Raw genomic sequence first — 24,173 nt, 5'->3', positions numbered from 1 at the left:
CGGCCGGAGTGGGGAACGCCGGTGCCCGCGGGGCCCCGAGGGCGGGCGGCCGCAACTGGTCTGTACCTCTTGACGCGTTGGTCCAGACCAATTAACTTCCCCTGTGCTCCATGGCACGCCATGCATCCGCTCCCCCCGAGGACCGCCGCACCGGTCCCAGCCGCAAGGGAGAACCATGTTCGAGCACACGCCTCTCAGACGGAGAACCGCGACGGCCCTGCTCGCCGTCCTCGCCCTCCTCCTCGCCCTGCTGTCCCTCCAGACCGCTCCCGCGCACGCGGCCGGCAAGCTCACGGCCACCTTCACCTCGGCCGACAACGGCCCCTGGTGGAAGGGGACCTACATCCTGCGCAACGACACCGGCACGGCCGTCACCGGCTGGAGCCTCGAATTCGACCTGCCCGCCGGAGTCGCGCTCAGCTCCTCGTACAACGGCGCCGTCACCACGCAAGGCAGCCACATCACCGCGGTCAACGCCCACTACAACGGCACGGTCGCCGCGCACAGCACCACCGAGCCGTACAGCTTCTGGTTCGTCGCCACCGGCCCGATCACCGCGCCGACCGGCTGCCGCGTCAACGGTGACAAGTGCGACGGATCCGCCGACGCGCCGCCCGGCGCACCCGGCGGGCTGAAGCAGACCGATGTGACCGCCCGCACCGCCTCGTTGTCCTGGACGGCCGCCGCCGCGGGGGACTTCCCGGTGGCCTCGTACGACGTGCTGGCCGGCGGCGCGGTGGTCGGCTCGGCCACCGCGTCGACCTCCGCCACCGTCACCGGCCTGACCCCGGCCACCGCCTACTCCTTCACCGTCCGGGCCAAGGACACCCGCGGCAACGCCTCCGCCGAGAGCGCCCCGCTGACCGTCACCACCGTCGACCCGGCCACCGACACCTCACCGCCGACCGCGCCGGCCGCCCTGCACGCCACCGCGGCCGACTCCTCGTCCGTCACGCTGGCCTGGACCGCCGCGACGGACAACCGACGGGTCGCCGCGTACGACCTCTACCGCGGCTCCGCCCTGGCCACCACGGTCTCCGGCACCACGACCACCGCCACCATCGGCGGCCTGTCGCCCTCGACCTCGTACACCTTCACCGTCAGGGCCCGTGACGCCGCGGACAACGCCTCGCCCGCGAGCGACGCCCTCACCGTGAAGACCGCCGACATCGTCGGCGCGGGCGACTACGCGAAGGTCGGCTACTTCGTCCAGTGGGGGATCTACGGACGCCAGTACTTCGTCAAGAACCTCCACGACTCCGGCGCCGCCGGGAAGCTCGACATCGTCAACTACGCCTTCGCCAACATCGACCCCGCCAACCTCACCTGCCTGAACGGGGTCACCAAGGGCACCACGGCCGACCCGCAGGACCCAGAGCAGGGCACCGGCGCCGGAGACGCGGACGCCGACTACACCCGCCCGTTCAGCGCCGCCCAGTCCGTGGACGGTGTCGCGGACGACGGCTGGGGCAAACTGCGCGGCAACTTCAACCAGTTGAAGAAGCTGAAGAAGCTGCACCCGGACCTCAAGATCGTGGTCTCGCTCGGCGGCTGGACCTACTCGAAGTACTTCTCCGACGTCGCCGCCACCGACGCCGCCCGCAAGAAGTTCGTCTCCTCCTGCATCGACATGTACATCAAGGGCAACCTGCCCGCGTACGGCGGCGCGGGCGGCCCCGGCACCGCGGCAGGCATCTTCGACGGCTTCGACATCGACTGGGAGTGGCCGGGCACCGGCACCGGACACCCCGGCAACCACTACGCGCCGGACGACAAGGACAACCTCACCCTGCTGCTCGCCGAGTTCCGCAGGCAACTGGACGCCCTCGGCGGTGGTCACCGCCTCCTGACCGCGTTCACCCCCGCCGACCCGCAGAAGATCGGCGAGGGCTGGGACCTGGGCAAGGTCTTCGACTCCCTCGACGTGGCCAACGTCCAGGGCTACGACTTCCACGGCTCGGGCAGCGACAACTCCTGGGAGCCGAACCGCACCGGCCACCAGGCCAACCTGTACGCCGACGACCAGGACCCGTACGGCGCCCACTTCAGCGCGGACGCCGCCGTCAAGGCGTACACCGACGCGGGCGTCGAACCCCGCAAACTGACCCTCGGCATCCCGTTCTACGGCCGCGGCTGGCAGAACGTCACCGACGGCGGAACGGCGGGCGAATGGCAGCCCGCGGGCGGCGCCGCTCCCGGCCAGTTCGCCGAGGAGGCCGGCACCCGGGGCTACTCCAACCTCGTCGGCGCGTATCCCACGATGACGGTGCGTCACGACGAACAGTCCGTATCGACTTACGGATATACCGGCAACCAGTGGTGGTCGTTCGACGACACGTGGTCCCTCGGCAAGAAGACGGCCTATGTGAAGGACAAGGGCCTGCTGGGCGTCATGGTCTGGGAGATGTCGGGGGACACCCCGCAGGGGACGCTGATGGGAGCGCTCGACGCCGGGCTGAAGTGACGCCACCGGCCCCGCACCGGCCGGCCCGCGGAGTTCCGGCGGACTCCGCGGGCCGGTCACATGCCGGGGGCGCCGGAACTCCGGCGGCCGCCCGGGGCACGCCGTCACAGGATGATGCGGTCCCGCACCCACCGCAGACAGTCCTCGTCCGCGAGGGGAAGCTCCTCACCGGCCGGCCAGGGATGCACGGTCAGGACCAGGTGGGTCAGATAGCCGTAGGGGCCGCCGTCCTCGCGCGGGGCGAGCACGACTCCGTGCTCGCCCGTGCGCCATATCCGGCACCGCAGATGAGGCCCCATGCCGAGCCAGTCGTTGGCGCGCAGTGTGCGCACGGGCGGCCCGAGCTCGGCGGAGACGACGTCCGCCGCCCGGTCGAGCACGGCTTCGCACTCCGCTTCGGAGGGTTCCCCGAGAAGGACCCAGCCCGGCAGCCCGGCCCAGTCCCCGACGAGCCCGACGAGCGCGTCGTGATCGTAGGCATCGGCATCCGGGGGGTCGACGGGGTACGCCTCGCCGAAGGTCAGGACCAGCGTGCACTCCGGGTCGCCCAGCGGGGCGCCCTCGTACCACAGGACGTGATGGTGCCTGGTGAGGACGGCGTCACAGACGAGATCGGTGTACTCCCAGCCGAGCACCTTCTCGCTGTACGCGTCGAACTCCTCCTCGGGGACGGCCGGCATGGCGGGCATGGCCAGCAACTCCCGTACGGCGGTGGCCGAGAGCGGGGAGTGGGCGAGCGAGTGCACGGGCATGAGGCGCGGGGCTCCCTGGCTTGACGCGGGACGGTTTTCGATGTCCGAGGGCCGACGCCGGGATGATGTCACAAGGGCCGGGCGCGTCATGGGGCCGGGCGGCGCGCTCGCACCGAGCACGACCGTGCTCGCCGAGGCCATCGTCATGCCACGGTACGCAGTCCGTGCGAGGGCCGTAACAAAGCCGGATCGAGGGTCCCCCGACTGCTCGGCCCAGGTCACCATCGCTCGTATCGCACGCACACAGGCCGGTCCCGGGGGCCGGTCACGGGGGAAGAGGAACGCACCATGAACGTGAAGGAAGTCAGAGCCGGTTCGGTACGTCAGGTCCTGCGCACCACCCTCCTGGGGGCCGCCGTGTCCGCGGCCCTGCTGGCGGCCACCGCCTGTCAGCCCTCCGGGGGTGACGACAAGTCAGCGTCCCCGTCGGACTCCGCCCCGGCGGGGGCCACGTCGAAGAGCGCAGAGCCCTCGGGCGACTCCGGCACCGGGGCCGGCAGCGGGGCGGCCGGGGAGACCGGGGACAGTGGTGAGACCGGCGGGGGCAACGGCACCGACCACCAGGACTGCGAGGCCACCGGCCTCACCACCACGGTCGAACTCCAGGACCCGCCCGGACAGACCCCTCGCCACTTCCTGCTGACCGTCACCAACGGCAGCACGTCACCGTGTGTCCTCAACGACTCGCCGCAGGTGCGGCTCGGAGCCGGTGCCGAGGCTCCGATCGTCGAGAGGCTGGTGGAGCCGGACACCGAGCCCCTCGTCGTCGCGGGAGGCGGCAAGGCCTACGCGGGCCTGTACGTCTTCGGAAACGACGAGGGGGGCGAGGCGGAGTACGACCAGGCCGAGGTGTTCACCGCGACGCTGGTCGCCGGGGAGGGCACCGAACTGGCCGGCACTCTCCTGTTCGACCTGCCCGACGGTCTGCGTTCCGTCTCCTACGACGAAGCGGCCCGGGTGAACGGCTGGGCCGGCACCGAGGGCCTGGCCATGCGCGCGATCAACCAGCTCTGAGCGCTGTGCACGCCGGCGCGGACCGGCCAGGCCTCCGCCCCTGGTGCCGACGGCACCAGGGGCACTCGCGTACGCGAGCCGCGTCAGCGCAGCCGCTCGTACGCCGGCAGCGTCAGGAAGTCCGCGTAGTCCTGGTCCAGGGAGACCTGCAGCAGCAGGTCGTGGGCCTGCTGCCACTCGCCGGCGGCGAAGGCCTCGTCGCCGATCTCGGTGCGGATCGCGGTCAGTTCCTCGGCCGCGACCTTGCGGGTCAGCTCCGCCGTCGCGTGCTCGCCGTTCTCGAAGACCACGTCCGCGTTGATCCACTGCCAGATCTGCGAGCGTGAGATCTCGGCGGTGGCCGCGTCCTCCATCAGGTTGAAGATGGCGACCGCGCCCATGCCGCGCAGCCATGCCTCGATGTAGCGGATGCCGACCGCGACGGCGTTGCGCAGGCCGTCGTAGGTGGGCTTGGCGTGCAGGGTGTCGATGGCGATCAGGTCGCCCGGGGCCACCGAGACGTCCTCGCGCAGCCGCTCCTTCTGGTTCGGCTTCTCGCCGAGCACGGCGTCGAACGAGGCCATGGCGATCGGGACCAGGTCGGGGTGGGCGACCCAGGAGCCGTCGAAGCCGTCGTGCGCCTCGCGGTCCTTGTCGGCCTTGACCTTCTCGAACGCGACCTTGTTGACCTCGGCGTCGCGGCGCGACGGGATGAAGGCCGCCATGCCGCCGATGGCGTGGGCGCCGCGCTTGTGGCAGGTGCGGACGAGGAGTTCGGTGTACGCCCGCATGAACGGGGCGGTCATCGTCACCGCGTTGCGGTCCGGGAGGACGAACTTGGAGCCGCCGTCACGGAAGTTCTTCACGATGGAGAAGAGGTAGTCCCAGCGGCCGGCGTTCAGCCCGGAGGCGTGGTCGCGGAGTTCGTAGAGGATCTCCTCCATCTCGTACGCGGCGGTGATCGTCTCGATCAGGACCGTGGCGCGGACCGTGCCCTGCGGGATGCCGAGCTCGTCCTGGGCGAAGACGAAGATGTCGTTCCAGAGGCGGGCCTCCAGGTGCGACTCCGTCTTGGGGAGGTAGAAGTAGGGGCCCTTGCCCAGGTCGATCAGGCGCTGCGCGTTGTGGAAGAAGTAGAGGCCGAAGTCGACCAGGGCGCCGGGCACCGGGGTGCCGTCGAGCTGGAGGTGGCGCTCGTCCAGGTGCCAGCCGCGGGGGCGGGTGACGACGGTCGCCAGCTCGTCGGCCGGCTTCAGGGCGTACGACTTGCCTGACTTCGGGTCCGTGAAGTCGATGGCGCGGTTGTACGCGTCGATCAGGTTGAGCTGGCCGAGGACGACGTTCTCCCACGTCGGGGCGGAGGCGTCCTCGAAGTCGGCGAGCCAGACCTTGGCGCCCGAGTTGAGGGCGTTGATGGTCATCTTGCGGTCGGTGGGGCCGGTGATCTCGACCCGGCGGTCGTTGAGCGCGGCCGGCGCCGGTGCGACCTTCCAGGAGTCGTCCGCGCGGATCGCGGCGGTCTCCGGCAGGAAGTCCAGCGTGGAGGTGCGGGCGATCTCGGCGCGGCGCTCACCGCGGCGGGCGAGCAGCTCGTCCCGCCGGGGCGTGAACCGGCGGTGCAGCTCGGCCACGAACGCGAGGGCCGCGGGGGTGAGGACCTCGTCCTGCCGGGGCAGGGTCTCGGCGTCGACGATGGCCAGCGAGGACGGCGCTGGTGCGGACATGAGCTGTCACTCCTTCAGCGGGCGGTGCGGACGGCGTCTCACGGCCGCCGGGTCGCCTGGAACGGCACGGTGTGCCATGGCTCCGGGATACGGCCGTGGTCGCCGTCTGAGGTGCAGAGGGCTTCTGACCAGTGGATAGTAGTTTCCTCATGGTGGAAGTTCAATGGTTTGTTGATGTCGAGATTCTCCGGGTCGACAGAAGCGGCGGGGGACTGGCGCAGCGTGCCAGAGCCTTCAGTCGAGGTGGGAGAGGTCGGCCGCCGTGTCGATGTCGTACGCCTGAGCCACATCCGAACACTCGACGAGCGTGATCGCATCGCGGTGCGCCCGCAGATAGGCCCGGGCCCCCTGGTCACCCACCGCGCCGGCCGCGATGTCCGCCCACAGAGCGGCCCCGAAGAGCACCGGATGGCCGCGCTCCCCGCCGTACGAGGCCGCCGCCAGGCTCGTCCGCGAGCGGTACGCCGCCCGCACCCGGGCCACGGCCTCGGCGCCGATGCCGGGCTGGTCGACCAGGAGTACGACGACCGCGTCCGCGCCCGAGCCGGAGAGGGCGGCGAGTCCCGCCCGGAGCGAGGAGCCCATGCCCTCGGTCCACTGCGGGTTGACGCTCACCGTGCAGCCGGAGAGCTCGGCCCGCGCCCGTACCTCGTCGGCCGCCGCGCCGAGCACCACGTGGACCGGGTCGCAGCCGCCCTCCCGCAGAGTGCGTGCGGCGTGGTCGGCCAGGAGGCGGCCGCGGTGCTCCAGCAGGGCCTTCGGGCGCCCGCCGAGCCGCCGCCCGCCGCCCGCCGCCAGCAGAAGTCCGGCCAGGACGGGCGCGGCGGCCGGGGGAGGTGAGGAGGGGGTGCGCGGTGTGCTTGTCATGCCGCCTGGATACCCCGGACGGGCCCTTTCCGCACGGACCGGAACCGTCTTGGCGCGCGCGTCCCTTTGCGGGACACTCCGAGTTCCGACGGCGGAGTGGCGCCCGACACCTGTCATGGCGTTAACTTGCCCGCACCCCCGGACACTTGACCACGGTCCGGGGACGGGTCGAGACACCGGCACAAAGATGTGCGAGGGGGAGTGCTTTGTTGAAGAGCGTGGGGCAGGCGCGGGTGACCAGCAGTGGCGAGGACCCGAGAGTGACGGAGCTGCGTACGGCCGTCTCCCGGCTCCGCCGTGAGCTGGCCGGACATCCCGCGGAGTTCCCGGACCGCGCGATCGCCGAGGACGAGCTGGCGGCGCTGGACGCGATGGCGGCCGGCGGCGCGCCCGAGATTCCCCGGCTCCGGCGGTCGCTGCTGCTGATCGCGGGGGCGATCGGCTCGGTCAGCGCCCTGGCGTCGGCACTCAGGGACGTACGGATCGCGGTCGATCTGTTCGGCGAGCCGCCGCGCCGCTGACGTATGAGCCGCCGCTGAGGCGTGGGCTTCGGGCGGTCGAGGCCAGGGGGGGCGCGACCGCCCCACCCACCCCCCGGCCTCAGCGGCGGATGAGCCTGCGGGCCGTCGCCGCCGCCACGGCCGCGGTGCGCGAGTCCACGCCCAGCTTGGCGTAGATGTGCACCAGATGGGACTTCACCGTGGCCTGGCTGAGGAACAGCTGCTTGCTGATCTGGAGGTTCGACAGTCCCTCACCGACCAGTCGCAGCACCTCCAGCTCGCGCTTGGTGAGCGCCTGGGCCGGCGTGCGCATGCGGTCCATCAGCCGGTGGGCCACCGCCGGGGCCAGGGCGGAGCGGCCGGCCGCCGCCGTACGGACCGCGGCGGCCAGTTCCTCCGGCGGGGCGTCCTTGAGCAGATAGCCGGCCGCGCCCGCCTCCACCGCCGCCAGGATGTCGGCGTCGCTGTCGTACGTGGTCAGGATCAGCACCCGGGGCGCGTCCGGAGCCGCCGTGATCGCGGCGGTGGCCTCCGACCCGTGCAGCCCGGCACCGAACTGCAGGTCCATCAGGACGACGTCGAACGCGCCGGTCGCGACCAGGGCCACCGCACGTTCGGCGGTGGCGGCCTCGGCGACGACCTGGAAGTCCGGCTCGGTGTCCAGGACGGCCCGCAGCCCCGCCCGGACCACCGGGTGGTCGTCGGCGAGCAGCAGCCTGATCGGAGCGCTCATGCGGCGTCCTGCCCGGCCCGGCCGGCGGGGAGCGGCAGCGTCAGCGCGAGGGCCGTGCCCTGACCGGGCGCGGATTCCACACTCAGGGTGCCGCCCAGCGAACGGGCCCGGGAGCGCATGGCCGGCAGGCCGAAGCCGCCCGTCCCGGTGCTCGCGGTGGTGTCGTCGGCGAACCCGCGGCCGTCGTCGACCACGTCCAGCGCCACCGAGGTGTCCATGAAACTCAGGGTGATCTCCGCCCGTCGCGCGCCGGCGTGCCGCACCGTGTTGGCCAGCGCCGACTGCGCGGTACGCAGCAGCGCCACCTCGTACGGCGTGGGCAGCTCCACCGGGGTGCCGCTGACGGCGAACTGCACCGTGAGCGCGGGCGTGGTGGTGCGGGCCGAGAGCCGCTCCAGGGCGGCGGCCAGGGAGCCGTTCTGCAGAGCGGGCGGGGTCAGGGCGCGTACGAAGCGACGGGCCTCGGCGAGATTGTCCTGGGCGGCCTCGCGGGCCTGACGGACGTGGGGCGCCGCTGGGGCGCCCACCGGAAGGGTGCGTTCGGCGGCGCGCAGCAGCAGCTGGATGCTGGAGAGGCCCTGCGCGAGGGTGTCGTGGATCTCGCGGGCCAGCCGTTCGCGTTCGGCGAGCGTCCCGGCGGTCCGCTCCGCCTCCGCCAGCTCCGCCCGGGTCGAGACGAGCTCCTCGATGAGCTCGCGACGGCGTTCGCTCTCGCGGAACAGGGCGTCGTACCCGAGGACCGTGGCGACCGCGACCGCCGCTCCGAGCAGCGGGCCGATGAACGTACCGGGGGTGACCGGCTCGCCGTGCAGCAGGAAACCGGCGATGGCGGCCGCCGCCGTCACCACCACGGCGGGCAGGCCCCACCGGATCGGCAGCAGGTGCAACTGGAGGAAGTAGAGCGGGAACGCCAGCCACAGCGCGTCCGGTGACAGCACCAGCAGCACCAGCCAGAGCGCTCCCAGTACCGCGAGCCAGAGCGCCCCCGCCCGGGCCCGGGGCTGGACGGCCGGTGCCAGTGCCCCCGCCGCGTACACCCCGGCCAGTGCACCCGCGACCACGACGACGGCTCCGGCGCGCGGGGCCTCGTCGCTCACGGCCTTCACCGCCGCGAGCGCCAGCAGCCCCAGCAGCAGGGCGTGCAGGCACAGCCGCAGCGCGGCGGCGACCGGGGGATGGACACGCGTTTCCATGATTCGTCCAGCGTAGACGCGGGGTGCGCGGAGCCGGTCAATCGAAAGGTTGATGTCGGGACCGGCCCGCGGGCGATGTTTCCACGGCCCAGGGAGCCGAGGCTGGGGTCATGTTCGTCGCATGGAGAGATCTTCGGTTCGCCAAGGGCCGGTTCGCGCTCATGGGTACGGTCGTGGTGCTGATCACGCTGCTCGTGGGTCTGCTGTCCGGCCTCACCGCCGGGCTGGCCCGGGAGAACACCTCGGCCGTCACGGGGCTGGACGCCGACCACCTGGCCTTCGCCGCCCCGCCCGACGGCCGGCCGGTGTCCTTCACCGGTTCGTCCGTGCGGGAGACCGCCTGGCGCAGCTGGGAGGAGCAGCCGGGAGTCAGCGCGGCGGAGCCCCTCGGCATCCGCACACTGAACGCCGCCGCGGTGGCGGGGGGGCGGACGGCGGCCGTCTCGGCGTTCGGCGTCGAGCCAGGCAGCGGCCTGGCGCCCGCCGGTCCGCCGGTCGCCCCGGGCGAGGTCGTGCTGTCCGAGCGGGCCGCCGCTGACCTGTCCGTACGGGCCGGTGACCGGGTGCGGCTCGCCGGCGCCGAGGTCACCGTCGCGGCGGTCGCCGGCGACGCGTCGTACAGCCATACGCCGGTCGTGTGGACCACGCTCGCCGACTGGCAGCGGTTCGGGGCCGACGGCGAGGGCGGCGCGGAGCACGCCACCGTCATCGCGCTGACCACCACCGGCGCGGCCGACCTGGCCGCCGGCGACCGGGCAGCGGGCACCCGCTCGCTCACGCTCGACGGCTCCCTCACCGCCATCGGCTCCTACCAGGCCGAGAACGGCTCCCTCCAGCTGATGCGCGGCTTCCTGTTCGCCATCTCCGCCTTGGTCATCGGCGCGTTCTTCACCGTGTGGACGATCCAGCGCAGCGGCGATGTCGCCGTACTCAAGGCACTGGGCGCCTCCACGCCCTACCTGCTGCGGGACGCACTCGGGCAGGCCGTGGTGGTGCTCGCCGTCGGTACGGGGGTGGGCACCGCGCTCGCCTCCGGCATCGGCGTGCTCGTCAGCGGCGGGGCCGTGCCCTTCGTCCTCGACGCGGCGACCGTCCTCGTCCCGGCGGCCGTGATGATCGCCCTCGGCGCGGTCGGGGCGGCCCTCTCCATCCGGCGGATCACCGCAGTCGACCCGCTCACCGCACTCGGAAGCGTCCGATGACCCCCGCACCGCGCCCCGTCCCGGAGCGCCCGATGATCCCCGCCCCGTTCACCGCACCCCGGAGCGCCCGATGACCCTCACGCTCACCGACGTCACCCTCACCTACCCCGACGGGGACGGGCGGCTCACCGCCCTGGACCGCGTCACGCTCGATGTGCCCGCGGGCGCGCTCGCCGCCGTCGTGGGCCCGTCCGGCTCCGGCAAGTCGAGTCTGCTCGCCGTGGCGGCCACCCTCGTCACCCCCGACGAGGGCGCCGTCGTCGTCGCCGGTACGGATACCGCCGGGCTCGGCCGCGCGGACAAGGCGGCGCTGCGCCGCGAGCGGATCGGCATCGTCTTCCAGCAGCCCAGTCTGCTGCCGTCGCTGACCGCCGCCGAGCAGCTCCAGGTCATGACGCACCTGTCGGGCGGTGCCGCCCGGACCGCCCGGGCCCGCGCACTGGACCTGCTCGACGCGGTCGGACTCGCCGACAAGGCCGACCGCAGGCCCCATCAGCTCTCGGGCGGGCAGCGCCAGCGGATCAACATCGCGCGGGCCCTGATGAACGACCCGGCGGTCCTGCTCGTCGACGAACCGACCAGCGCGCTGGACCACGAACGGGGAGTGGCGGTGCTCGATCTCCTCGTCTCGCTGACCCGGCAGCGGTCCACGGCGACCGTGATGGTCACCCACGACCGTGCCCATCTGGACCGGACGGACCTGACCGTCACGATGCGGGACGGCCGGCTGACGGCCCCGGCCCTGGCGTGAGCGCCCCGGCGCCGGCCTGACGGCCGGGGGACGGCGGACCCGGCGGGGCTGCCAGGGCACGGCGAAGGGGCGGCCCCGAGCGCGAACGCTCCGGACCACCCCACCTCGCGCCTCAGCTCGCCGGCCCGCTGCTGGCCAGCGCCTCGGACAGTTCCTTGGCGGCCTGCTGGAGGATCGGCACGATGCGTTCGGTGGCCGCCTCGGTCACCCGGCCCGCCGGTCCGGAGATCGAGAGCGCCGCGGAGGTGGGGGAGTCGGGCACCGGAACCGCGAGACAGCGGACCCCTATCTCCTGCTCGTTGTCGTCCACCGCGTACCCCACCCTGCGGACCTGCTCCAGGGCGTCCAGGAAGCCGTCCGGGGTGGTGATCGTCTTCTCGGTGGCGGCCGGCATCCCGGTGCGCGCGAGCAGGGCCCGCACCTCGTCCGGCGGGGTGTGCGCCAGCAGGGCCTTGCCGACGCCCGTGGAGTGCGGGAGCACCCGGCGGCCCACCTCGGTGAACATGCGCATCGAGTGCTTGGACGGCACCTGCGCCACGTACACGACCTCGTCGCCGTCGAGCAGCGCCATGTTGGCCGTCTCGCCGGTCTCCTCGACCAGCCGGGCCAGGTACGGGCGGGCCCAGGTGCCGAGCAGCCGGGCGGAGGACTCGCCGAGCCGGATCAGGCGCGGGCCCAGCGCGTAGCGCCGGTTGGGCTGCTGGCGTACATAACCGCACACCACGAGGGTGCGCATCAGCCGGTGGATGGTGGGCAGCGGGAGGCCGCTGCTGGCGGAGAGCTCGCTCAGGCCGACCTCGCCCCCCGCGTCGGCCATCCGCTCCAGCAGATCGAAGGCGCGCTCAAGGGACTGCACACCGCCGCTGGAACCGGCGGGCCTGGAGTCGGAAGTGCTGGCGTGGGACGGCGGCACGTCAACGGTCCTTTCGATGCGGAAGAGCAAGGCAGCAGACTACCGGGCACTTCCCGATCGGCCCACTGTCGCAGGGGCGCCGTCCTGGCCGGTCAGCGCTCGTTCGCCCGGGTGTCCGGGGCCGGGCCGGCGGCCGGTGAGGCGCCGCGTACCGCCCACTCTACATTCCGTAGTGTGAAATCAGTCTTTTACTTCGCGGAAATCATGGATCGGCGTCTCGCGTGGTCGGCTGGGTGGGCCGAGTGAAGAATGGGGTCTTGACGGGTCGCGGTCCCGAGTGAAGACTCCTTCAACAGTTCGTTGAATTCACGAAGTGGGGAGCACGGGTGTCCGGTACGGACGTGAAGCTGGTACTGCGCTCGACGCGCGTCGTCACACCCGGCGGCACCCGGCCCGCCGCGGTCCACGTCGCGGGCGGGACGATCGAGGCCGTCCTGCCGTACGACGCCGAGGCGCCGCGGGACGCCCGGGTGGAGGACTTCGGCGACGACGTCCTGCTGCCCGGACTCGTGGACACGCACGTCCACGTGAACGACCCGGGCCGCGCCGAGTGGGAAGGGTTCTCCACGGCGACCCGCGCCGCCGCGGCCGGCGGGATCACCACACTGATCGACATGCCGCTCAACTCGCTCCCGCCGACCACCACCGTCGAGCACCTGCGCGTCAAGCAGCGGGTGGCGGCCCCCAAGGCGCACATCGACACCGGCTTCTGGGGCGGCGCGATCCCCTCGAACGTCAAGGACCTGCGCCCGCTGTACGAGGCCGGGGTCTTCGGCTTCAAATGCTTCCTCTCGCCCTCCGGCGTCGAGGAGTTCCCCGAGCTCGACCAGGAGCAGCTCGCCCGTTCGATGGCCGAGATCGCCGGCTTCGGCGGCCTGCTGATCGTGCACGCCGAGGACCCGCACCACCTGGCGTCCGCACCGCAGCGCGGCGGCCCCGCCTACGCCGACTTCCTCGCCTCCCGGCCGCGCGACGCTGAGAACACCGCGATCGAGGGCCTCATCGCCCACGCGAAGCGGCTGAACGCACGCGTCCACATCCTGCACCTCTCCTCCAGCGACGCGCTGCCGCTGATCGCCGGCGCCAAGCGCGAGGGCGTCCGCGTCACCGTCGAGTCCTGCCCGCACTTCCTCACCCTCACCGCCGAGGAAGTACCCGACGGGGCGACCGAGTTCAAGTGCTGCCCGCCCATCCGCGAGGCCGCCAACCAGGACGCGCTCTGGCAGGGACTCGCCGACGGCACCATCGACTGCGTCGTCTCCGACCACTCGCCCTGCACCACCGACCTCAAGACGCCCGACTTCGCCTCCGCCTGGGGCGGCATCTCCTCCCTCCAGCTCGGACTGCCCGCGATCTGGACCGAGGCGCGCAGGCGGGGCCACTCGCTCGACGACGTCGCCCGCTGGATGTCGGCCGCCCCCGCCGCGCTGGCCGGACTGACCGCCAAGGGCGCCATCGAGGCCGGCCGCGACGCCGACTTCGCCGTGCTGGCCCCCGACGCCACCTTCACCGTCGACCCGGCAGCCCTCTTCCACCGCAACCAGGTCACCGCGTACGCCGGCCGGACCCTGCACGGCGTCGTGCGGTCGACCTGGCTACGCGGCGTACGGATCGCAGCCGAAGGCATCCTCGCCGCGCCCACGGGCCGGCTCCTCGAAAGGGCCCACCGATCATGACGGCGACAGCGCACTTCACCGGCGACGCGAACCCGTACGGCGGCGGCGACCCGTACGCCGACTACCGCACCGCCGACCTCCCCTTCACCCACCTCGTCGACCTGGCCGACCGGCGGCTCGGCGCGGGGGTGATCGCCGCCAACGACGAGTTCTTCGCCGAGCGGGAGAACCTGTTGACGCCCGGGCCCGCCCACTTCGACCCCGAGCGCTTCGGGCACAAGGGCAAGATCATGGACGGCTGGGAGACCCGCCGGCGCCGTGGCGTGAGCGCCGTACAGCCGCACCCCACCACCGAGGACCACGACTGGGCGCTGATCCGCCTCGGCGCACCGGGCGTCGTGCGCGGCATCGTCGTCGACACCGCGCACTTCCGCGGCAACTACCCGCAGGCGGTCTCCGTCGAGGCCGTCTCGTCGCCCGGCTCACCGTCCCCCGACGACCTCTGCGCGCCCGGCGTGAAGTGGACGACGCTCGTCCCCCGTACGGCCGTCGGCGGCCACGCGGCCAACGGGTTCGCCATCGACGTGCCGCAGCGCTTCACCCATCTGCGGGTCAACCAGCACCCCGACGGGGGCATAGCCCGGCTCCGGGTGTACGGCGACGTGGCCCCGGACCCCGGCTGGCTGACGGCGCTCGGCACCTTCGACCTGGTCGCGCTGGAGAACGGCGGCCGGGTCGAGGACGCGTCGGACCGCTTCTACTCCCCGGCGACCCACACCATCCAGCCCGGCCGCTCCCACAAGATGGACGACGGCTGGGAGACCCGGCGCCGGCGCGACCGGGGCAACGACTGGATCCACTACCACCTCGTCGAAGAGGCGGAGATCCGCGCCGTCGAGATCGACACCGCGTATCTGAAGGGCAACGCGGCGGGCTGGGCGAGCCTGTCGGCCCGCGGTACGGGCGGCGACTGGGCCGAAGTGCTGCCCAGGACCCGGCTGCAGCCCGACACCAACCACCGCTTCGTCCTGCCGGAGGCCGTAGGGGCGGGTGAGGTCCGCCTCGACATCTTCCCGGACGGCGGGATCTCGCGGCTGCGCCTCTTCGGCTCGCTGACCGCAGAGGGCGCCATGCGGCTGGCCGCCCGTCACGCCGAGCTGGGCGGCTGAACGGACCGTGCCGCCCCGCCGCGTGCGCCGGGGCGGCCGGACCGGCCCCACCGGGGACTGTCCGTATTCGGGCGATACCGTAGGGATGCGGGGCCCTGTCCGGGTTCCCGCACCTTCCCCACAGGAGTCCCCATGATCTTCATCGCCGTCAAGTTCACCGTGCGCACCGCCGAGCGCGACAACTGGCTGCCGGCCGTCGAGGAATTCACCCTCGCCACCCGCCAGGAGCCCGGCAACGTGTTCTTCGACTGGTCCTACAGCGTCGAGAACCCGGACCAGTTCGTGCTGCTGGAGGCGTTCGCGTCGCCCGAGGCCGGCGCGGCCCACGTGCAGTCGGCGCACTTCGCGGCGGCGATGGACACGATGGCGGACCTGGTGGCGGAGGTGCCCGAGATCATCAACGTCGAGGTGCCGGGCGAGGGCTGGTCCCGCATGGCCGAGGTGCAGCCTCGCGCCAACTGAGCGCGAGGAGCGGGCCGCCCCCGCTCAGAACTCCTCGTGCGCCTCGGGGTCCCCGCCGAACCGCTTTCGCGGACCGGACGAGATGCGGGCCAGCTCGTCCGGCGTCAGCTCGAAGCCGAACAGATCGAGGTTCTCGCGCTGCCGCCCCGGGTCGGCCGACTTGGGGATCGGGACGGCGCCCGACTGGGTGTGCCAGCGCAGCACGGCCTGACCGGGCGTCACCCCGTGCGCCGCGGCGACGGCGACGAGCTCCGGATCGGCCAGCAGGTCACGGCCGCGCCCCAGCGGGCTCCAGCTCTCCGTGACGATGCCCTTGGCGGCGTGCACGGCCCGCAGCTCCTCCTGCGGCAGCCGCGGATGCATCTCGATCTGGTTGACGGCGGGCACCACGCCCGTCTCTTCCTCCAGCCGCGCGAGATGCTCCGCGGTGAAGTTGGAGACCCCGATCGACCGCACCAGCCCGTCCTCGCGCAGCCGGATCAGCGCCCGCCAGGTGTCCACGTACAGACCGACACGGGGCAGCGGCCAGTGGATGAGATACAGATCCACGTAGGACAGACCGAGGTTGCGGCGGGACTCCTCGAACGAGGCGAGGGTCTTCTCGTAACCGTGGTGCCGGCCCGGCACCTTGGTGGTGACGAAGACGTCCTCCCGCGGCACGCCGCTGCGGGCGATGCCGCGCCCGGTGCCGGTCTCGTTGCCGTAGTTCAGCGCCGTGTCGACGAGCCGGTAGCCGAGCCTCAGCGCCCCGGCGACGGCTTCCTCGGCAGCGTCGTCGTCCAGTGGCCAGGTGCCGAGCCCGACCGCGGGCATCGGACGGCCGTCGTGGAGGGTGTGCGCCGGGGCCGCGGGCATGATGTTCCCTTCTCGCTGGGTCACTTCCCGGCCAGCCTAAGGGCTGCCCCCTAGTCCCCGGTGGATCAGCGCGCGGCGTCGGATGCCGTGCCCGCACGGCGGAGGAACGTCCGCACACGGGATGTATCCGGGGCGTTCCGGCAATGCGGCGAGGTGCCGTGGCTGTCGCCGTGGATGACGCGACAGCCCTCGGGCCGGGCCGGCAGCGCCCGCCTCGCGGCGGACCAGGTCGAACGCCACCGGCTCGGCCGGCGTGCCACCAGCGCGGAACCGGGTGACGCAGGCCTCGACCTGGTCGCGGTCGTATCCGCGTCGGGTGGTGCGGAACCCGCACTGCTCGTGGAAGGGACGGTCGTCCACTTCGCCCGGCGCGGACACGGGAGGCCTCCTCGAAACGGCGTCGCCGACCTCGCTCTGCCATGCTCAGGCGGCGTGGCCACCGTCCACGAGCATTTCCGCGCCCGTGATGTACGCCGCCTCGTCACTGGCCAAGTAAGCGATCATCGCGGCCACTTCACCGGGCGTGGCGAACCGGTCCAGCGCGTTCGCCGCCCGCTGCCCGGCGGCGTACGGCCCGTCGGCGGGGTTCATGTCGGTGTCGACCGCACCGGCCTGCACCAGATTGACCGTGATGCCGCGCGGGCCGAGTTCGCGGGCGAGCGGCTTGGTCAGTCCGGACAGCGCCGATTTGCTCATCGCGTAGAGCGTGGAGCCGGGACCGCCCGCGTAGCGGCTCAGGGCCGTACCGACGGAGATGATGCGGCCCCCTTGCTCCAGGACGCCGGCCGCCGCCCGGCAGGCCAGGAAGACGGCCCGTACGTTGACGGCGAGCACCCGGTCGACATCGGCGTCGGTGAGCCCGCCGATCGGGCCGAGGACGCCGACGCCCGCGTTGTTGACCAGGATGTCGAGCCGGCCGAAGGTCTCCGCCGCGCGGTGCACCGCCGCGGGGACGGCCTCCGCGTCGGCCGAGTCCGCGCGCAGGGCGACGGCACGGCGCCCGCCCGCCTCGATCTTCCGTACGACCTCCTGGGCCGCCTCCTCGTCCTGTACGTAGGTCAGCGCCACATCGGCGCCGTCCCGGGCGAGCCGCAGGGCGGTCGCCGCGCCGATGCCACGGCTGCCGCCGGTGACGAGCGCGGTGCGGTTGGTGCCGGTCGTGCTGTTCATGAGAGTTCCTGTCCGTTGCCGGTCGTGCTGACAGGACCAAGCAAAGTGCTTCGGCGCGTTGGGTACCGGCGGGAAACGGACGCCCACTCCGGCGCGACGGCAGCCGCTCGTGATGAGCTCAGCCGGAGCGGCCCTCGCGGTCAACTGCCGTGCGGCGGACGCCAGTCCGGGGAGCGGCCGAGTGCGGACAGCACACGGCGCAGGGTGCCGCTCCCGTCCGCGCCGGCTCCCGACCCCTCGTCAGGGTCCAGGGCGGGCCGGAAGGCGGCCCCCGGCTGTTCCCGCTGTGCTCCGTCCGGCACGCGCAACGCGAGGGGCAGTGCCGCTTCGAGTACGGCCGGCGCGAACGCGGTACGCGATCCCAGGGCGGCCGCCACGTCCCAGGAGTGCACGACGTAGTCGATGAAGTGGAACCCGATCGCGGTGGTCGCGGGGAACCGCGCCTTCGCGTCGATCTCCGGCAGCGCGAACCGCCGCTCCAGCACGTCCGGTCGAGCGAACGCGTCCAGCAGGGCGTGGGCCGCCCCGCGGTACCACTCGACCGGATCGTCGCCGGCCGGCCGGGGTTCCCAGGCGGCCGGGTCGGCGCCTTCGCCCCGCGCGGCGGCGGTGAAGCCTAGGTGCTGGGTGCCCATGTGCTCCACGAGCAGCCGCAGGGTCCAGCGGTCGCAGGGGGTGGGCCGGTCCCAGTCGCCGGGGGCCGCGCGTTCGAGGACGCGGACGGATTCGAGTACTGCGGCCCGGTCGAGTCGCACGATGTCCATGGTCCGGACTCCTTCATGAGTGTGCCTGAGTGGGGCGGGGGGCGGAGGCCGGCCGGTTCAGGACTCGGCCGTGGGCCATGGGGCGGAGCCGGAGAGCAGGAGCCAGGCGGACTCGCGCAGCGCGGTGCGGCCGGTGAACGGGGTGTGCCAGGTGGCCGAGCGCAGGGTGCCCCGGTCCCGGTACGCGCGCACGATGCGCCGGTGGTCGGGGCGCGCGACGAAATCCAGCAGGTCCGCCCGGGCGGTCCAGACCGTGACCGAGCCCGAGCGGTTCATCCGGGGACCGATGTCCGCCCACAGCCACATGCCGACGGCGCCGGGCGTGCGCGGCCAGGTGCGGCGCAGCCGCAGTCCTGCTGCCCCGACGGAGAGGGTGGTCCACGGGCGGTGGGTGACGAATTCGGTGACGGAGACGACCACGTCGGTGCTGCGGCCGGGAGGCTCGGCGGCCGGACCGGCCTGCCAGGCCGTGCTCCAGAGGGTGTGCGGCACGAGGGCCCCTTCCAAGGTTCGGCACAGCTGTCCGCGCCGGATGCCCGCGAGAATACAACTAGACGAACGGTCGTGCTGTTTGTTTCGGCTAAGCCGTTCGCTTTGAGTGAGCCGTTCGCTTGGGGTGAGCCGTTCTCTTCAGGCGAGCTGTTCGCCTTGGGTAAGCCGTTCGCTTTCGGCAAGACGTGCGCGCCGGTCAGGCCGGAGCTGACGCAAGCCTCCTCCTACAGCTCGGCCGGCAGCGCCGAGGCGTCCACCGCCTCCGCCCGCAGCCGCCGCAGGATCGCGCGCCCCGCCCTCGTATAGCCCTCGGGGCTGTCCCGGAGCACCGAGTCGCCGTTGGCCAGCTCCAGAAAGGCGATGATCTCGAAGGCGAGCTGGGGGACGTCGCAGTCCTCACGGATCTCGCCCAGCGTCCGCGCCTCCTCGATCCGCCGCTCCACGAAGGCCACCCAGCCCGCCTGTGCGGCCGCCATCGCGTCGTGCACCGCGCCCTGGCGGGCGTCGAACTCGGCGAGGGCCGCGTAGAAGAAGCAACCTCCCGGGAAGACCCGCTCCCGCGAGTACGCGATCCAGCGCTCGCACATCCGCAGGATCCGTCCCAGCCCGGCAGGCGCGGCGCGGGTCGGCCGCACGACGTGCTCGTCGTAGATCGCGACGGCGGTCCGTACGGTGGCCAGCTGAAGCTCCTCCTTGGAGCCGAACAGCGCGAACACACCGCTCTTGCTCAGCCGCAGATCGGTGGCCAGCCGGCCGAGCGACAGGCCTTCGAGGCCCTCGACCGACGCCACCGCGGCCGCCCGGGCGAGGATCAGCTGCCGGGTGCGATTGCCCCGCTCGACCCTTCCGTCCTGGCGTTCTCCGGCCATCTGGCGACTCCGTACTCCGTGGGGCGCGGGCGGCTGCCGTCGGACCGGTCCCGGGCTCGCCATTGTAGGAGGGCGCCCGGTAGCGTGACCGCTCCGCGTGCGAGCCAGTGAGGTCTCCACATCATCCCCGTGGAGAACCAGGAGATCCGGGTGTCCTCCGTAGCCGTACCCGTCCTCGCCCCGCCGCGCCGTGCGTGGCTGACCGACCTGCCCGTCCTGCTCGTCGCCGTGGTGTGGGGCTCCAGCTACCTGGCCGCCAAGGGCATCACCACACCGCAGACCGTCATCGCCGTCCTCGTGCTGCGGTTCGCCGTGGTGCTGCCCGTCCTGGTGATCGCGGGCCGGTCCCGGCTGCGGGCGCTGAGCGCGGCCCAGTGGCGGGGCGCGGGACTGCTGGGCCTGGTGCTCAGCGGGATCTTCCTGGTGGAGACGTACGGCATCGTGCACACCTCGGCGACCAACGCCGGGCTCATCATCAGCCTCACCATGATCTTCACCCCGCTCGCCGAGGCCGCCGTGACGCGGACCAGGCCGACCGGGGCCTTCCTCTCGGCCGCCGGGCTCTCCGTCGCGGGAGTGGTGCTCCTGACCCAGGGGGGCGGATTCACCAGCCCCTCGGCGGGCGATCTGCTGATGCTGGTCGCGGCGCTCGCCCGTACCCTCCACGTGCTCCTGATGGCACGCATCAAGTCCGTGCAGTCGGCGGACTCGCTGTCGCTCACCACCGTTCAGCTCGGCAGCGCGGTCGCCGTGTTCGCCCTGCTGGCCGCCGCGCCCGGCACCGGTGAGGCGCCGTGGTCGGTCGCCGCCGGATTCGGTGTCCGCGCATGGGGCGGGCTGCTGTTCCTGTCCGTCTTCTGCACGCTCTTCGCGTTCTTCGTGCAGATGTGGTCCGTACGCCGCACCTCGCCCTCCCGGGTCAGCCTGCTGCTCGGCACGGAACCGCTCTGGGCAGCCGCCGTCGGCATCGCGATCGGCGGTGAACGCCTGGGCGTCCTCGGCGTCGCGGGCGCGGTGCTGGTGCTGGCCGGAACGGCGTGGGGGCGCCGCAGCGCCGACGCCACCGCGCCCTGATCCGGCGGCGTCACTCCTTGACCGCGTCCGACGCCACCATGACGGCGGCCCCCGTCACCACCAGCACGACGCAGACGGACAACGAGTGGCCCCCGACGAGCGGCAGCCGCCGCACCACGCTGAAGAAGCGGAACCAGTCGAGCCATTCATGGAGCAGTCCGGCGACGCCCTGGACGAAGAGCAGGAAGCCGACCGTCTCGCAGAGTTTCTTCATGGGAACGAGCCTGGCGGGCCGCACCCGCGTGCCGCGTCGGCCGGTGGTCTGCGCGCCGGGTCCGAAAGTCTCCGCTTCCGCGACTTTGGTCGCTTCCGGGTCCGGGAGGCCCCGAAGCCCCGTCCCGGCTGCGTAGCTTTGTCGATATGACGCGTACCGAATACCCCTGGTTGCTGCCCTCGGCGATGGCCGATCCCGAGCTGCCCGGGGACCGGGGCGGCCGCACGCGCCGCACGGTACGGGACTGGGTCGTCGACATCACCGCCTTCCTCTGCGCGGCGGGCATCGGGGTGGCGTCCCTGGCGGCGATCGAGGCCGACGCCACCACCTCGGACGTCGTCGTCCTCATCGACTCGCTGGTCGGCGCCGCTGCCTGCTGCGCGCTGTGGGTGCGACGCCGGTGGCCCGTCGGTCTCGCGGTCGCCCTGACACTGCTGTCCCTCGTCGAGCCGGTCGCGGCGGGGGCCTGGCTGGTGGCGCTGTTCAGCGTGGCGGTGCACCGGCCGTTCCGCCCCGTGGCCCTCGTCGGCGCGGGGGCGCTGATCGCCGCTCCCGTACAGCCGTATCTGCGCCCGGACCCGTCCACCTCGTTCATGCTGTCCACCGTCATCGGCGTGCTGCTGGTCCTGCTCGTGCTCAGCTGGGGCATGGTCGTACGCTCTCAGCGCCAGCTCGTCGTCACACTGCGCGAGCGCGCCCGGCGGGCGGAGGCGGAGGCGGGACTGCGGGCCGAACAGGCGCAGCGGCTCGCCCGGGAGGACATCGCCCGCGAGATGCACGACGTGCTCGCCCACCGGCTGACCCTGCTCAGCGTCCACGCGGGCGCCCTCGAATTCCGCCCCGACGCGCCCCCGGCCGAGGTCGCCCGCGCCGCCGGCGTCATCCGGGACAGCGCGCACGAGGCGCTCCAGGACCTCCGCGAGATCATCGGTGTCCTGCGCAGCCCCCGGGAGGGCGACGGCGACGGAAACCGGCCACAGCCCACGCTCGCCACACTGGACGCGCTCGTCGCGGAATCGCGGCTGGCCGGCATGAAGGTCACTCTCGACAACCGCCTCGCCGACCCATCCGCCGCCCCCGCGGCCACCGGGCGCACGGTCTACCGCATCGCCCAGGAGGGTCTGACCAACGCCCGCAAGCACGCGCCCGGGGCCGAGGTCACCGTCACGGTCACCGGCGGACCCGGTCAGGGGATCACCGTCGAGGTGCGCAACCCGGCCCCCGCCGAACCCTTCGAGCGCGTACCCGGATCCGGCCAGGGGCTCATCGGCCTGACCGAGCGGGCCACCCTCGCCGGGGGCCGCCTCGGCCACGGTCCGGAGCCGGACGGTGGGTTCGGGGTACGGGCCTGGCTACCGTGGTCCCCATGAACGACCCGGCTCCCGCCTTCCCGCCCCGGCCCGTCCGGCTGCTCATCGTCGACGACGACCCGCTCGTACGGGCCGGGCTCACCCTCATGCTCGGCGGCGCCGACGACATCGACATCGTGGGGGAGGGGGCCGACGGCGGCGAGGCGACCGAACTCGTCGACCGGCTCCGGCCGGACGTGGTCCTGATGGACATCAGGATGCCGGTCATGGACGGACTGGCCGCCACCGAGGCACTGCGCAGCCGGCCGGACGCGCCCGAGATCGTCGTCCTGACGACGTTCCACGCCGACGAGCAGGTGCTCCGCGCCATCCGTGCCGGAGCCGCCGGCTTCGTCCTCAAGGACACCCCGCCCGCGCAGATCGTCGACTCCGTACGGCGCGTGGCGGCCGGCGACCCCGTCCTGTCGCCCGCCGTCACCCGTCAGCTGATGGCCCGCGCGGCGGGCCCCGGCCGGGAGGAGCGGGCCGGCCGCGCCGAACGGGCCCGGCAGCGGATCGCGTTGCTGGCCGACCGTGAGCGCGAGGTGGCGGTCGCCGTCGGACACGGTCGCTCCAACGCGGAGATCGCCGCCGCCCTCTACCTGAGCGTGGCCACGGTGAAGACCCAGGTGTCACGTATTCTCGCCAAGTTCGATTTCAACAACCGTGTCCAGATCGCGCTGCTGGTCCACGACGCGGGCCTCCTCGACGACGAGAGCGGCACCGGCCCGTCCTGAAACGCGCCGGCCCAGCCGGACCGGTCGGCCGGGGAAGGGTGTCCGGCGCCCGCCTGCGGCGTCGCACTCCTGTGCCAGGGACAGCCCTTAGGCTGGCCGGACCGATCTGACCGGGAGGGCGGGCCCATGTCCGATGTCGACGCGGATCTGCGCGCGGTAGCCGATTTCACCGCGAATCCGTACCCGTACTACGCCGAGTTGCGCGCCGAAGGACCGGTGCACACCATCCGCACCGACGAGTTCGACCGGGTCTGGCTCGTCGTCGGGTACGACGAGGCACGCGCCGCCCTCGCCGACCCGAGGCTCGGCAAGGACTGGCGGACGCTGCCCGGCCAGACGGGTGCCGGCGACCCGATCAACGCCAACATGCTCGAGATGGACCCACCGGACCACACCCGCCTGCGCAAGCTGGTCGCCCGGGAGTTCACCCCCCGTCGGATCGAGGCGCTGCGCCCGCGGGTGCGGCAGATCACCGACGAACTGCTCGACGCGATGCTGCCCGCCGGGCGGGCGGACCTCCTGGACGCGCTCGCGTTCCCGCTGCCGATGACCGTCATCTGCGAACTCATCGGGGTACCCGACCTGGACCGTGCGGCCTTCCGCCTCATGTCCAACGCCGTGGTCTCCCCGGCCGGTGCGCAGGAGGAGGGCGACGCCGTGCGCGCGATGGGCGCCTACCTCGCCGAACTGATCGAGGACAAGCGCTGCTCGCCCGGCGGCGACCTGCTGAGCGCGCTGATCGCGGCCCGTTACGACGACGAGGACACGCTGTCGCCGGACGAACTGGTCGGCATGGCCTTCCTGCTGCTGGTCGCGGGCCACGAGACGACGGTCAACCTGATCTCCAACGGCGTACGGGAATTGCTCACGCATCCTGACCAACTGGAGGCCCTGCGGGCCGACTTCGGCCTCCTCGACAGGGCGGTGGAGGAAATGCTCCGCCACGAGGGCCCGGTGGAGACCGCCACCTTCCGGTTCGCTCGGGAGGACGTGCGGATCGGCTCCCGGGTCATCCGGGCCGGCGAGCCGGTCCTGGTCTCCCTGGCCGGCGCCGACCGCGACCCCGGCCGATTCCCCGGGCCCGACCGCTTCGACATCCGACGCGAGGCGCAGGGACACCTGGCCTTCGGCCACGGCATCCACTTCTGCCTGGGCGCCCCCCTGGCCCGGATGGAGGGCCGCATCGCGATCCGTACACTGCTGGAACGCTGCCCCGGGCTCGCGCTCGACCCGGCTGCCGGGGAACCGGAGTGGCTGCCCGGCATGCTGATCCGCGGGGTGCGCCGGCTCCCCGTGCGGTGGTGACACGA

General features: G+C 72.7%; 24 protein-coding genes. 12 read left to right on the top strand and 12 right to left on the bottom strand.

The annotated features are described in order from the left end of the window. The first annotated feature begins 175 nt into the window (after positions 1-175). The gene (locus ABZ454_RS31450; RefSeq protein WP_359542977.1) at positions 176-2,464 is read left to right on the top strand and encodes a glycosyl hydrolase family 18 protein; all 2,289 of its coding nucleotides are present in this window, start codon (positions 176-178) and stop codon (positions 2,462-2,464) included. A 104-nt stretch (positions 2,465-2,568) separates the two neighbouring features. Here the strand turns inward: ABZ454_RS31450 and ABZ454_RS31445 are convergent, their stop codons facing one another. Next, positions 2,569-3,216, bottom strand: a complete 648-nt coding sequence (locus ABZ454_RS31445; RefSeq protein ID WP_356317021.1) for a hypothetical protein — start codon at positions 3,214-3,216, stop codon at positions 2,569-2,571. A 288-nt stretch (positions 3,217-3,504) separates the two neighbouring features. Here ABZ454_RS31445 and ABZ454_RS31440 point away from each other — a divergent pair, with 288 nt between their 5' ends. Further along, on the top strand, positions 3,505-4,230 hold the full coding sequence (locus ABZ454_RS31440) for a DUF4232 domain-containing protein (protein ID WP_359542976.1): 726 nt from the start codon (positions 3,505-3,507) through the stop codon (positions 4,228-4,230). Positions 4,231-4,313: 83 nt separating this feature from the next. Here ABZ454_RS31440 and aceB read toward each other — a convergent pair whose 3' ends face one another. Next, positions 4,314-5,933: a malate synthase A gene (gene aceB / locus ABZ454_RS31435; RefSeq protein WP_359542975.1), complete on the bottom strand. Its 1,620-nt coding sequence runs from the start codon at positions 5,931-5,933 to the stop codon at positions 4,314-4,316. Positions 5,934-6,167: 234 nt separating this feature from the next. Further along, entirely contained in the window at positions 6,168-6,800 is a 633-nt protein-coding gene (locus ABZ454_RS31430) for a nucleotidyltransferase family protein (protein ID WP_359542973.1), read from the bottom strand. 206 nt (positions 6,801-7,006) lie between these two features. Here ABZ454_RS31430 and ABZ454_RS31425 point away from each other — a divergent pair, with 206 nt between their 5' ends. Continuing rightward, complete coding sequence (locus tag ABZ454_RS31425; protein ID WP_359542972.1) at positions 7,007-7,321, top strand: DUF5955 family protein; 315 nt, start codon at positions 7,007-7,009, stop codon at positions 7,319-7,321. Positions 7,322-7,400: 79 nt separating this feature from the next. Here ABZ454_RS31425 and ABZ454_RS31420 read toward each other — a convergent pair whose 3' ends face one another. Together ABZ454_RS31420 and ABZ454_RS31415 are read right to left on the bottom strand one after the other, a co-directional pair. Then, entirely contained in the window at positions 7,401-8,033 is a 633-nt protein-coding gene (locus ABZ454_RS31420; RefSeq protein WP_359542971.1) for a response regulator transcription factor, read from the bottom strand. After that, the gene (locus tag ABZ454_RS31415; RefSeq protein ID WP_359542970.1) at positions 8,030-9,226 is read right to left on the bottom strand and encodes a sensor histidine kinase; all 1,197 of its coding nucleotides are present in this window, start codon (positions 9,224-9,226) and stop codon (positions 8,030-8,032) included. Before ABZ454_RS31415 ends, ABZ454_RS31420 begins: the two co-directional genes overlap by 4 nt. Positions 9,227-9,336: 110 nt before the next feature. On the opposite strand from ABZ454_RS31415, the gene ABZ454_RS31410 reads away from it, so the two are divergent. Together ABZ454_RS31410 and ABZ454_RS31405 are read left to right on the top strand one after the other, a co-directional pair. Continuing rightward, positions 9,337-10,428 (top strand): ABC transporter permease, encoded by a 1,092-nt coding sequence (locus ABZ454_RS31410; RefSeq protein WP_359542968.1) that lies wholly within the window; start codon positions 9,337-9,339, stop codon positions 10,426-10,428. A 70-nt stretch (positions 10,429-10,498) separates the two neighbouring features. Then, positions 10,499-11,179 (top strand): ABC transporter ATP-binding protein, encoded by a 681-nt coding sequence (locus ABZ454_RS31405; RefSeq protein ID WP_359542966.1) that lies wholly within the window; start codon positions 10,499-10,501, stop codon positions 11,177-11,179. A 112-nt stretch (positions 11,180-11,291) separates the two neighbouring features. On the opposite strand, the gene ABZ454_RS31400 is transcribed toward ABZ454_RS31405, so the two are convergent. Next, complete coding sequence (locus ABZ454_RS31400) at positions 11,292-12,092, bottom strand: IclR family transcriptional regulator (RefSeq protein ID WP_356317040.1); 801 nt, start codon at positions 12,090-12,092, stop codon at positions 11,292-11,294. A gap of 326 nt (positions 12,093-12,418) precedes the next feature. On the opposite strand from ABZ454_RS31400, the gene allB reads away from it, so the two are divergent. From allB to ABZ454_RS31385, 3 genes are all read left to right on the top strand, one after another. Further along, positions 12,419-13,768, top strand: a complete 1,350-nt coding sequence (gene allB / locus ABZ454_RS31395) for an allantoinase AllB (RefSeq protein ID WP_356317042.1) — start codon at positions 12,419-12,421, stop codon at positions 13,766-13,768. Beyond that, on the top strand, positions 13,765-14,877 hold the full coding sequence (alc, locus tag ABZ454_RS31390) for an allantoicase (protein WP_359542965.1): 1,113 nt from the start codon (positions 13,765-13,767) through the stop codon (positions 14,875-14,877). Before allB ends, alc begins: the two co-directional genes overlap by 4 nt. Positions 14,878-15,009: 132 nt before the next feature. Beyond that, entirely contained in the window at positions 15,010-15,339 is a 330-nt protein-coding gene (locus ABZ454_RS31385) for a putative quinol monooxygenase (RefSeq protein ID WP_359542964.1), read from the top strand. A gap of 24 nt (positions 15,340-15,363) precedes the next feature. Here ABZ454_RS31385 and ABZ454_RS31380 read toward each other — a convergent pair whose 3' ends face one another. The 5 genes from ABZ454_RS31380 to ABZ454_RS31360 all read right to left on the bottom strand — a co-directional run bounded on the left by ABZ454_RS31380 (position 15,364) and on the right by ABZ454_RS31360 (position 19,489). After that, a complete protein-coding gene (locus tag ABZ454_RS31380; RefSeq protein ID WP_359542962.1) occupies positions 15,364-16,194 on the bottom strand; it encodes an aldo/keto reductase in 831 nt (276 codons plus the stop codon). A 423-nt stretch (positions 16,195-16,617) separates the two neighbouring features. After that, positions 16,618-17,364 (bottom strand): SDR family oxidoreductase, encoded by a 747-nt coding sequence (locus ABZ454_RS31375; RefSeq protein ID WP_359542961.1) that lies wholly within the window; start codon positions 17,362-17,364, stop codon positions 16,618-16,620. Between the two features lie 140 nt (positions 17,365-17,504). Next, on the bottom strand, positions 17,505-18,128 hold the full coding sequence (locus ABZ454_RS31370) for a TIGR03086 family metal-binding protein (RefSeq protein WP_359542960.1): 624 nt from the start codon (positions 18,126-18,128) through the stop codon (positions 17,505-17,507). Between the two features lie 57 nt (positions 18,129-18,185). Continuing rightward, positions 18,186-18,620 (bottom strand): hypothetical protein, encoded by a 435-nt coding sequence (locus tag ABZ454_RS31365; RefSeq protein WP_356317054.1) that lies wholly within the window; start codon positions 18,618-18,620, stop codon positions 18,186-18,188. 224 nt (positions 18,621-18,844) lie between these two features. Continuing rightward, positions 18,845-19,489, bottom strand: coding sequence for a TetR/AcrR family transcriptional regulator (locus ABZ454_RS31360; protein WP_359542958.1), 645 nt, complete (start codon positions 19,487-19,489; stop codon positions 18,845-18,847). Between the two features lie 150 nt (positions 19,490-19,639). Here ABZ454_RS31360 and ABZ454_RS31355 point away from each other — a divergent pair, with 150 nt between their 5' ends. Next, a complete protein-coding gene (locus ABZ454_RS31355; protein WP_359543039.1) occupies positions 19,640-20,563 on the top strand; it encodes a DMT family transporter in 924 nt (307 codons plus the stop codon). A 10-nt stretch (positions 20,564-20,573) separates the two neighbouring features. Here ABZ454_RS31355 and ABZ454_RS31350 read toward each other — a convergent pair whose 3' ends face one another. After that, the gene (locus ABZ454_RS31350) at positions 20,574-20,777 is read right to left on the bottom strand and encodes a hypothetical protein (RefSeq protein ID WP_359542956.1); all 204 of its coding nucleotides are present in this window, start codon (positions 20,775-20,777) and stop codon (positions 20,574-20,576) included. A 146-nt stretch (positions 20,778-20,923) separates the two neighbouring features. Between ABZ454_RS31350 and ABZ454_RS31345 the strand changes: the two genes are divergently transcribed. The 3 genes from ABZ454_RS31345 (at position 20,924) to ABZ454_RS31335 (ending at position 24,168) form a co-directional block, all read left to right on the top strand. Continuing rightward, the gene (locus ABZ454_RS31345; protein ID WP_359542955.1) at positions 20,924-22,147 is read left to right on the top strand and encodes a histidine kinase; all 1,224 of its coding nucleotides are present in this window, start codon (positions 20,924-20,926) and stop codon (positions 22,145-22,147) included. Next, complete coding sequence (locus ABZ454_RS31340) at positions 22,144-22,863, top strand: response regulator transcription factor (RefSeq protein ID WP_359542953.1); 720 nt, start codon at positions 22,144-22,146, stop codon at positions 22,861-22,863. Before ABZ454_RS31345 ends, ABZ454_RS31340 begins: the two co-directional genes overlap by 4 nt. 126 nt (positions 22,864-22,989) lie before the next feature. Continuing rightward, positions 22,990-24,168 carry a cytochrome P450 gene (locus ABZ454_RS31335; protein WP_359542952.1) on the top strand — a complete coding sequence of 393 codons (1,179 nt, stop codon included), beginning with the start codon at positions 22,990-22,992 and terminating at the stop codon, positions 24,166-24,168. The last annotated feature ends 5 nt before the right edge of the window (positions 24,169-24,173 follow it).

Origin of the sequence: Streptomyces sp. NPDC005803 (genome assembly GCF_040630435.1) — a bacterium.
Taxonomy (GTDB): Bacteria; Actinomycetota; Actinomycetes; order Streptomycetales; family Streptomycetaceae; genus Streptomyces.
This window is presented reverse-complemented; position numbering and strand designations above follow the sequence as displayed.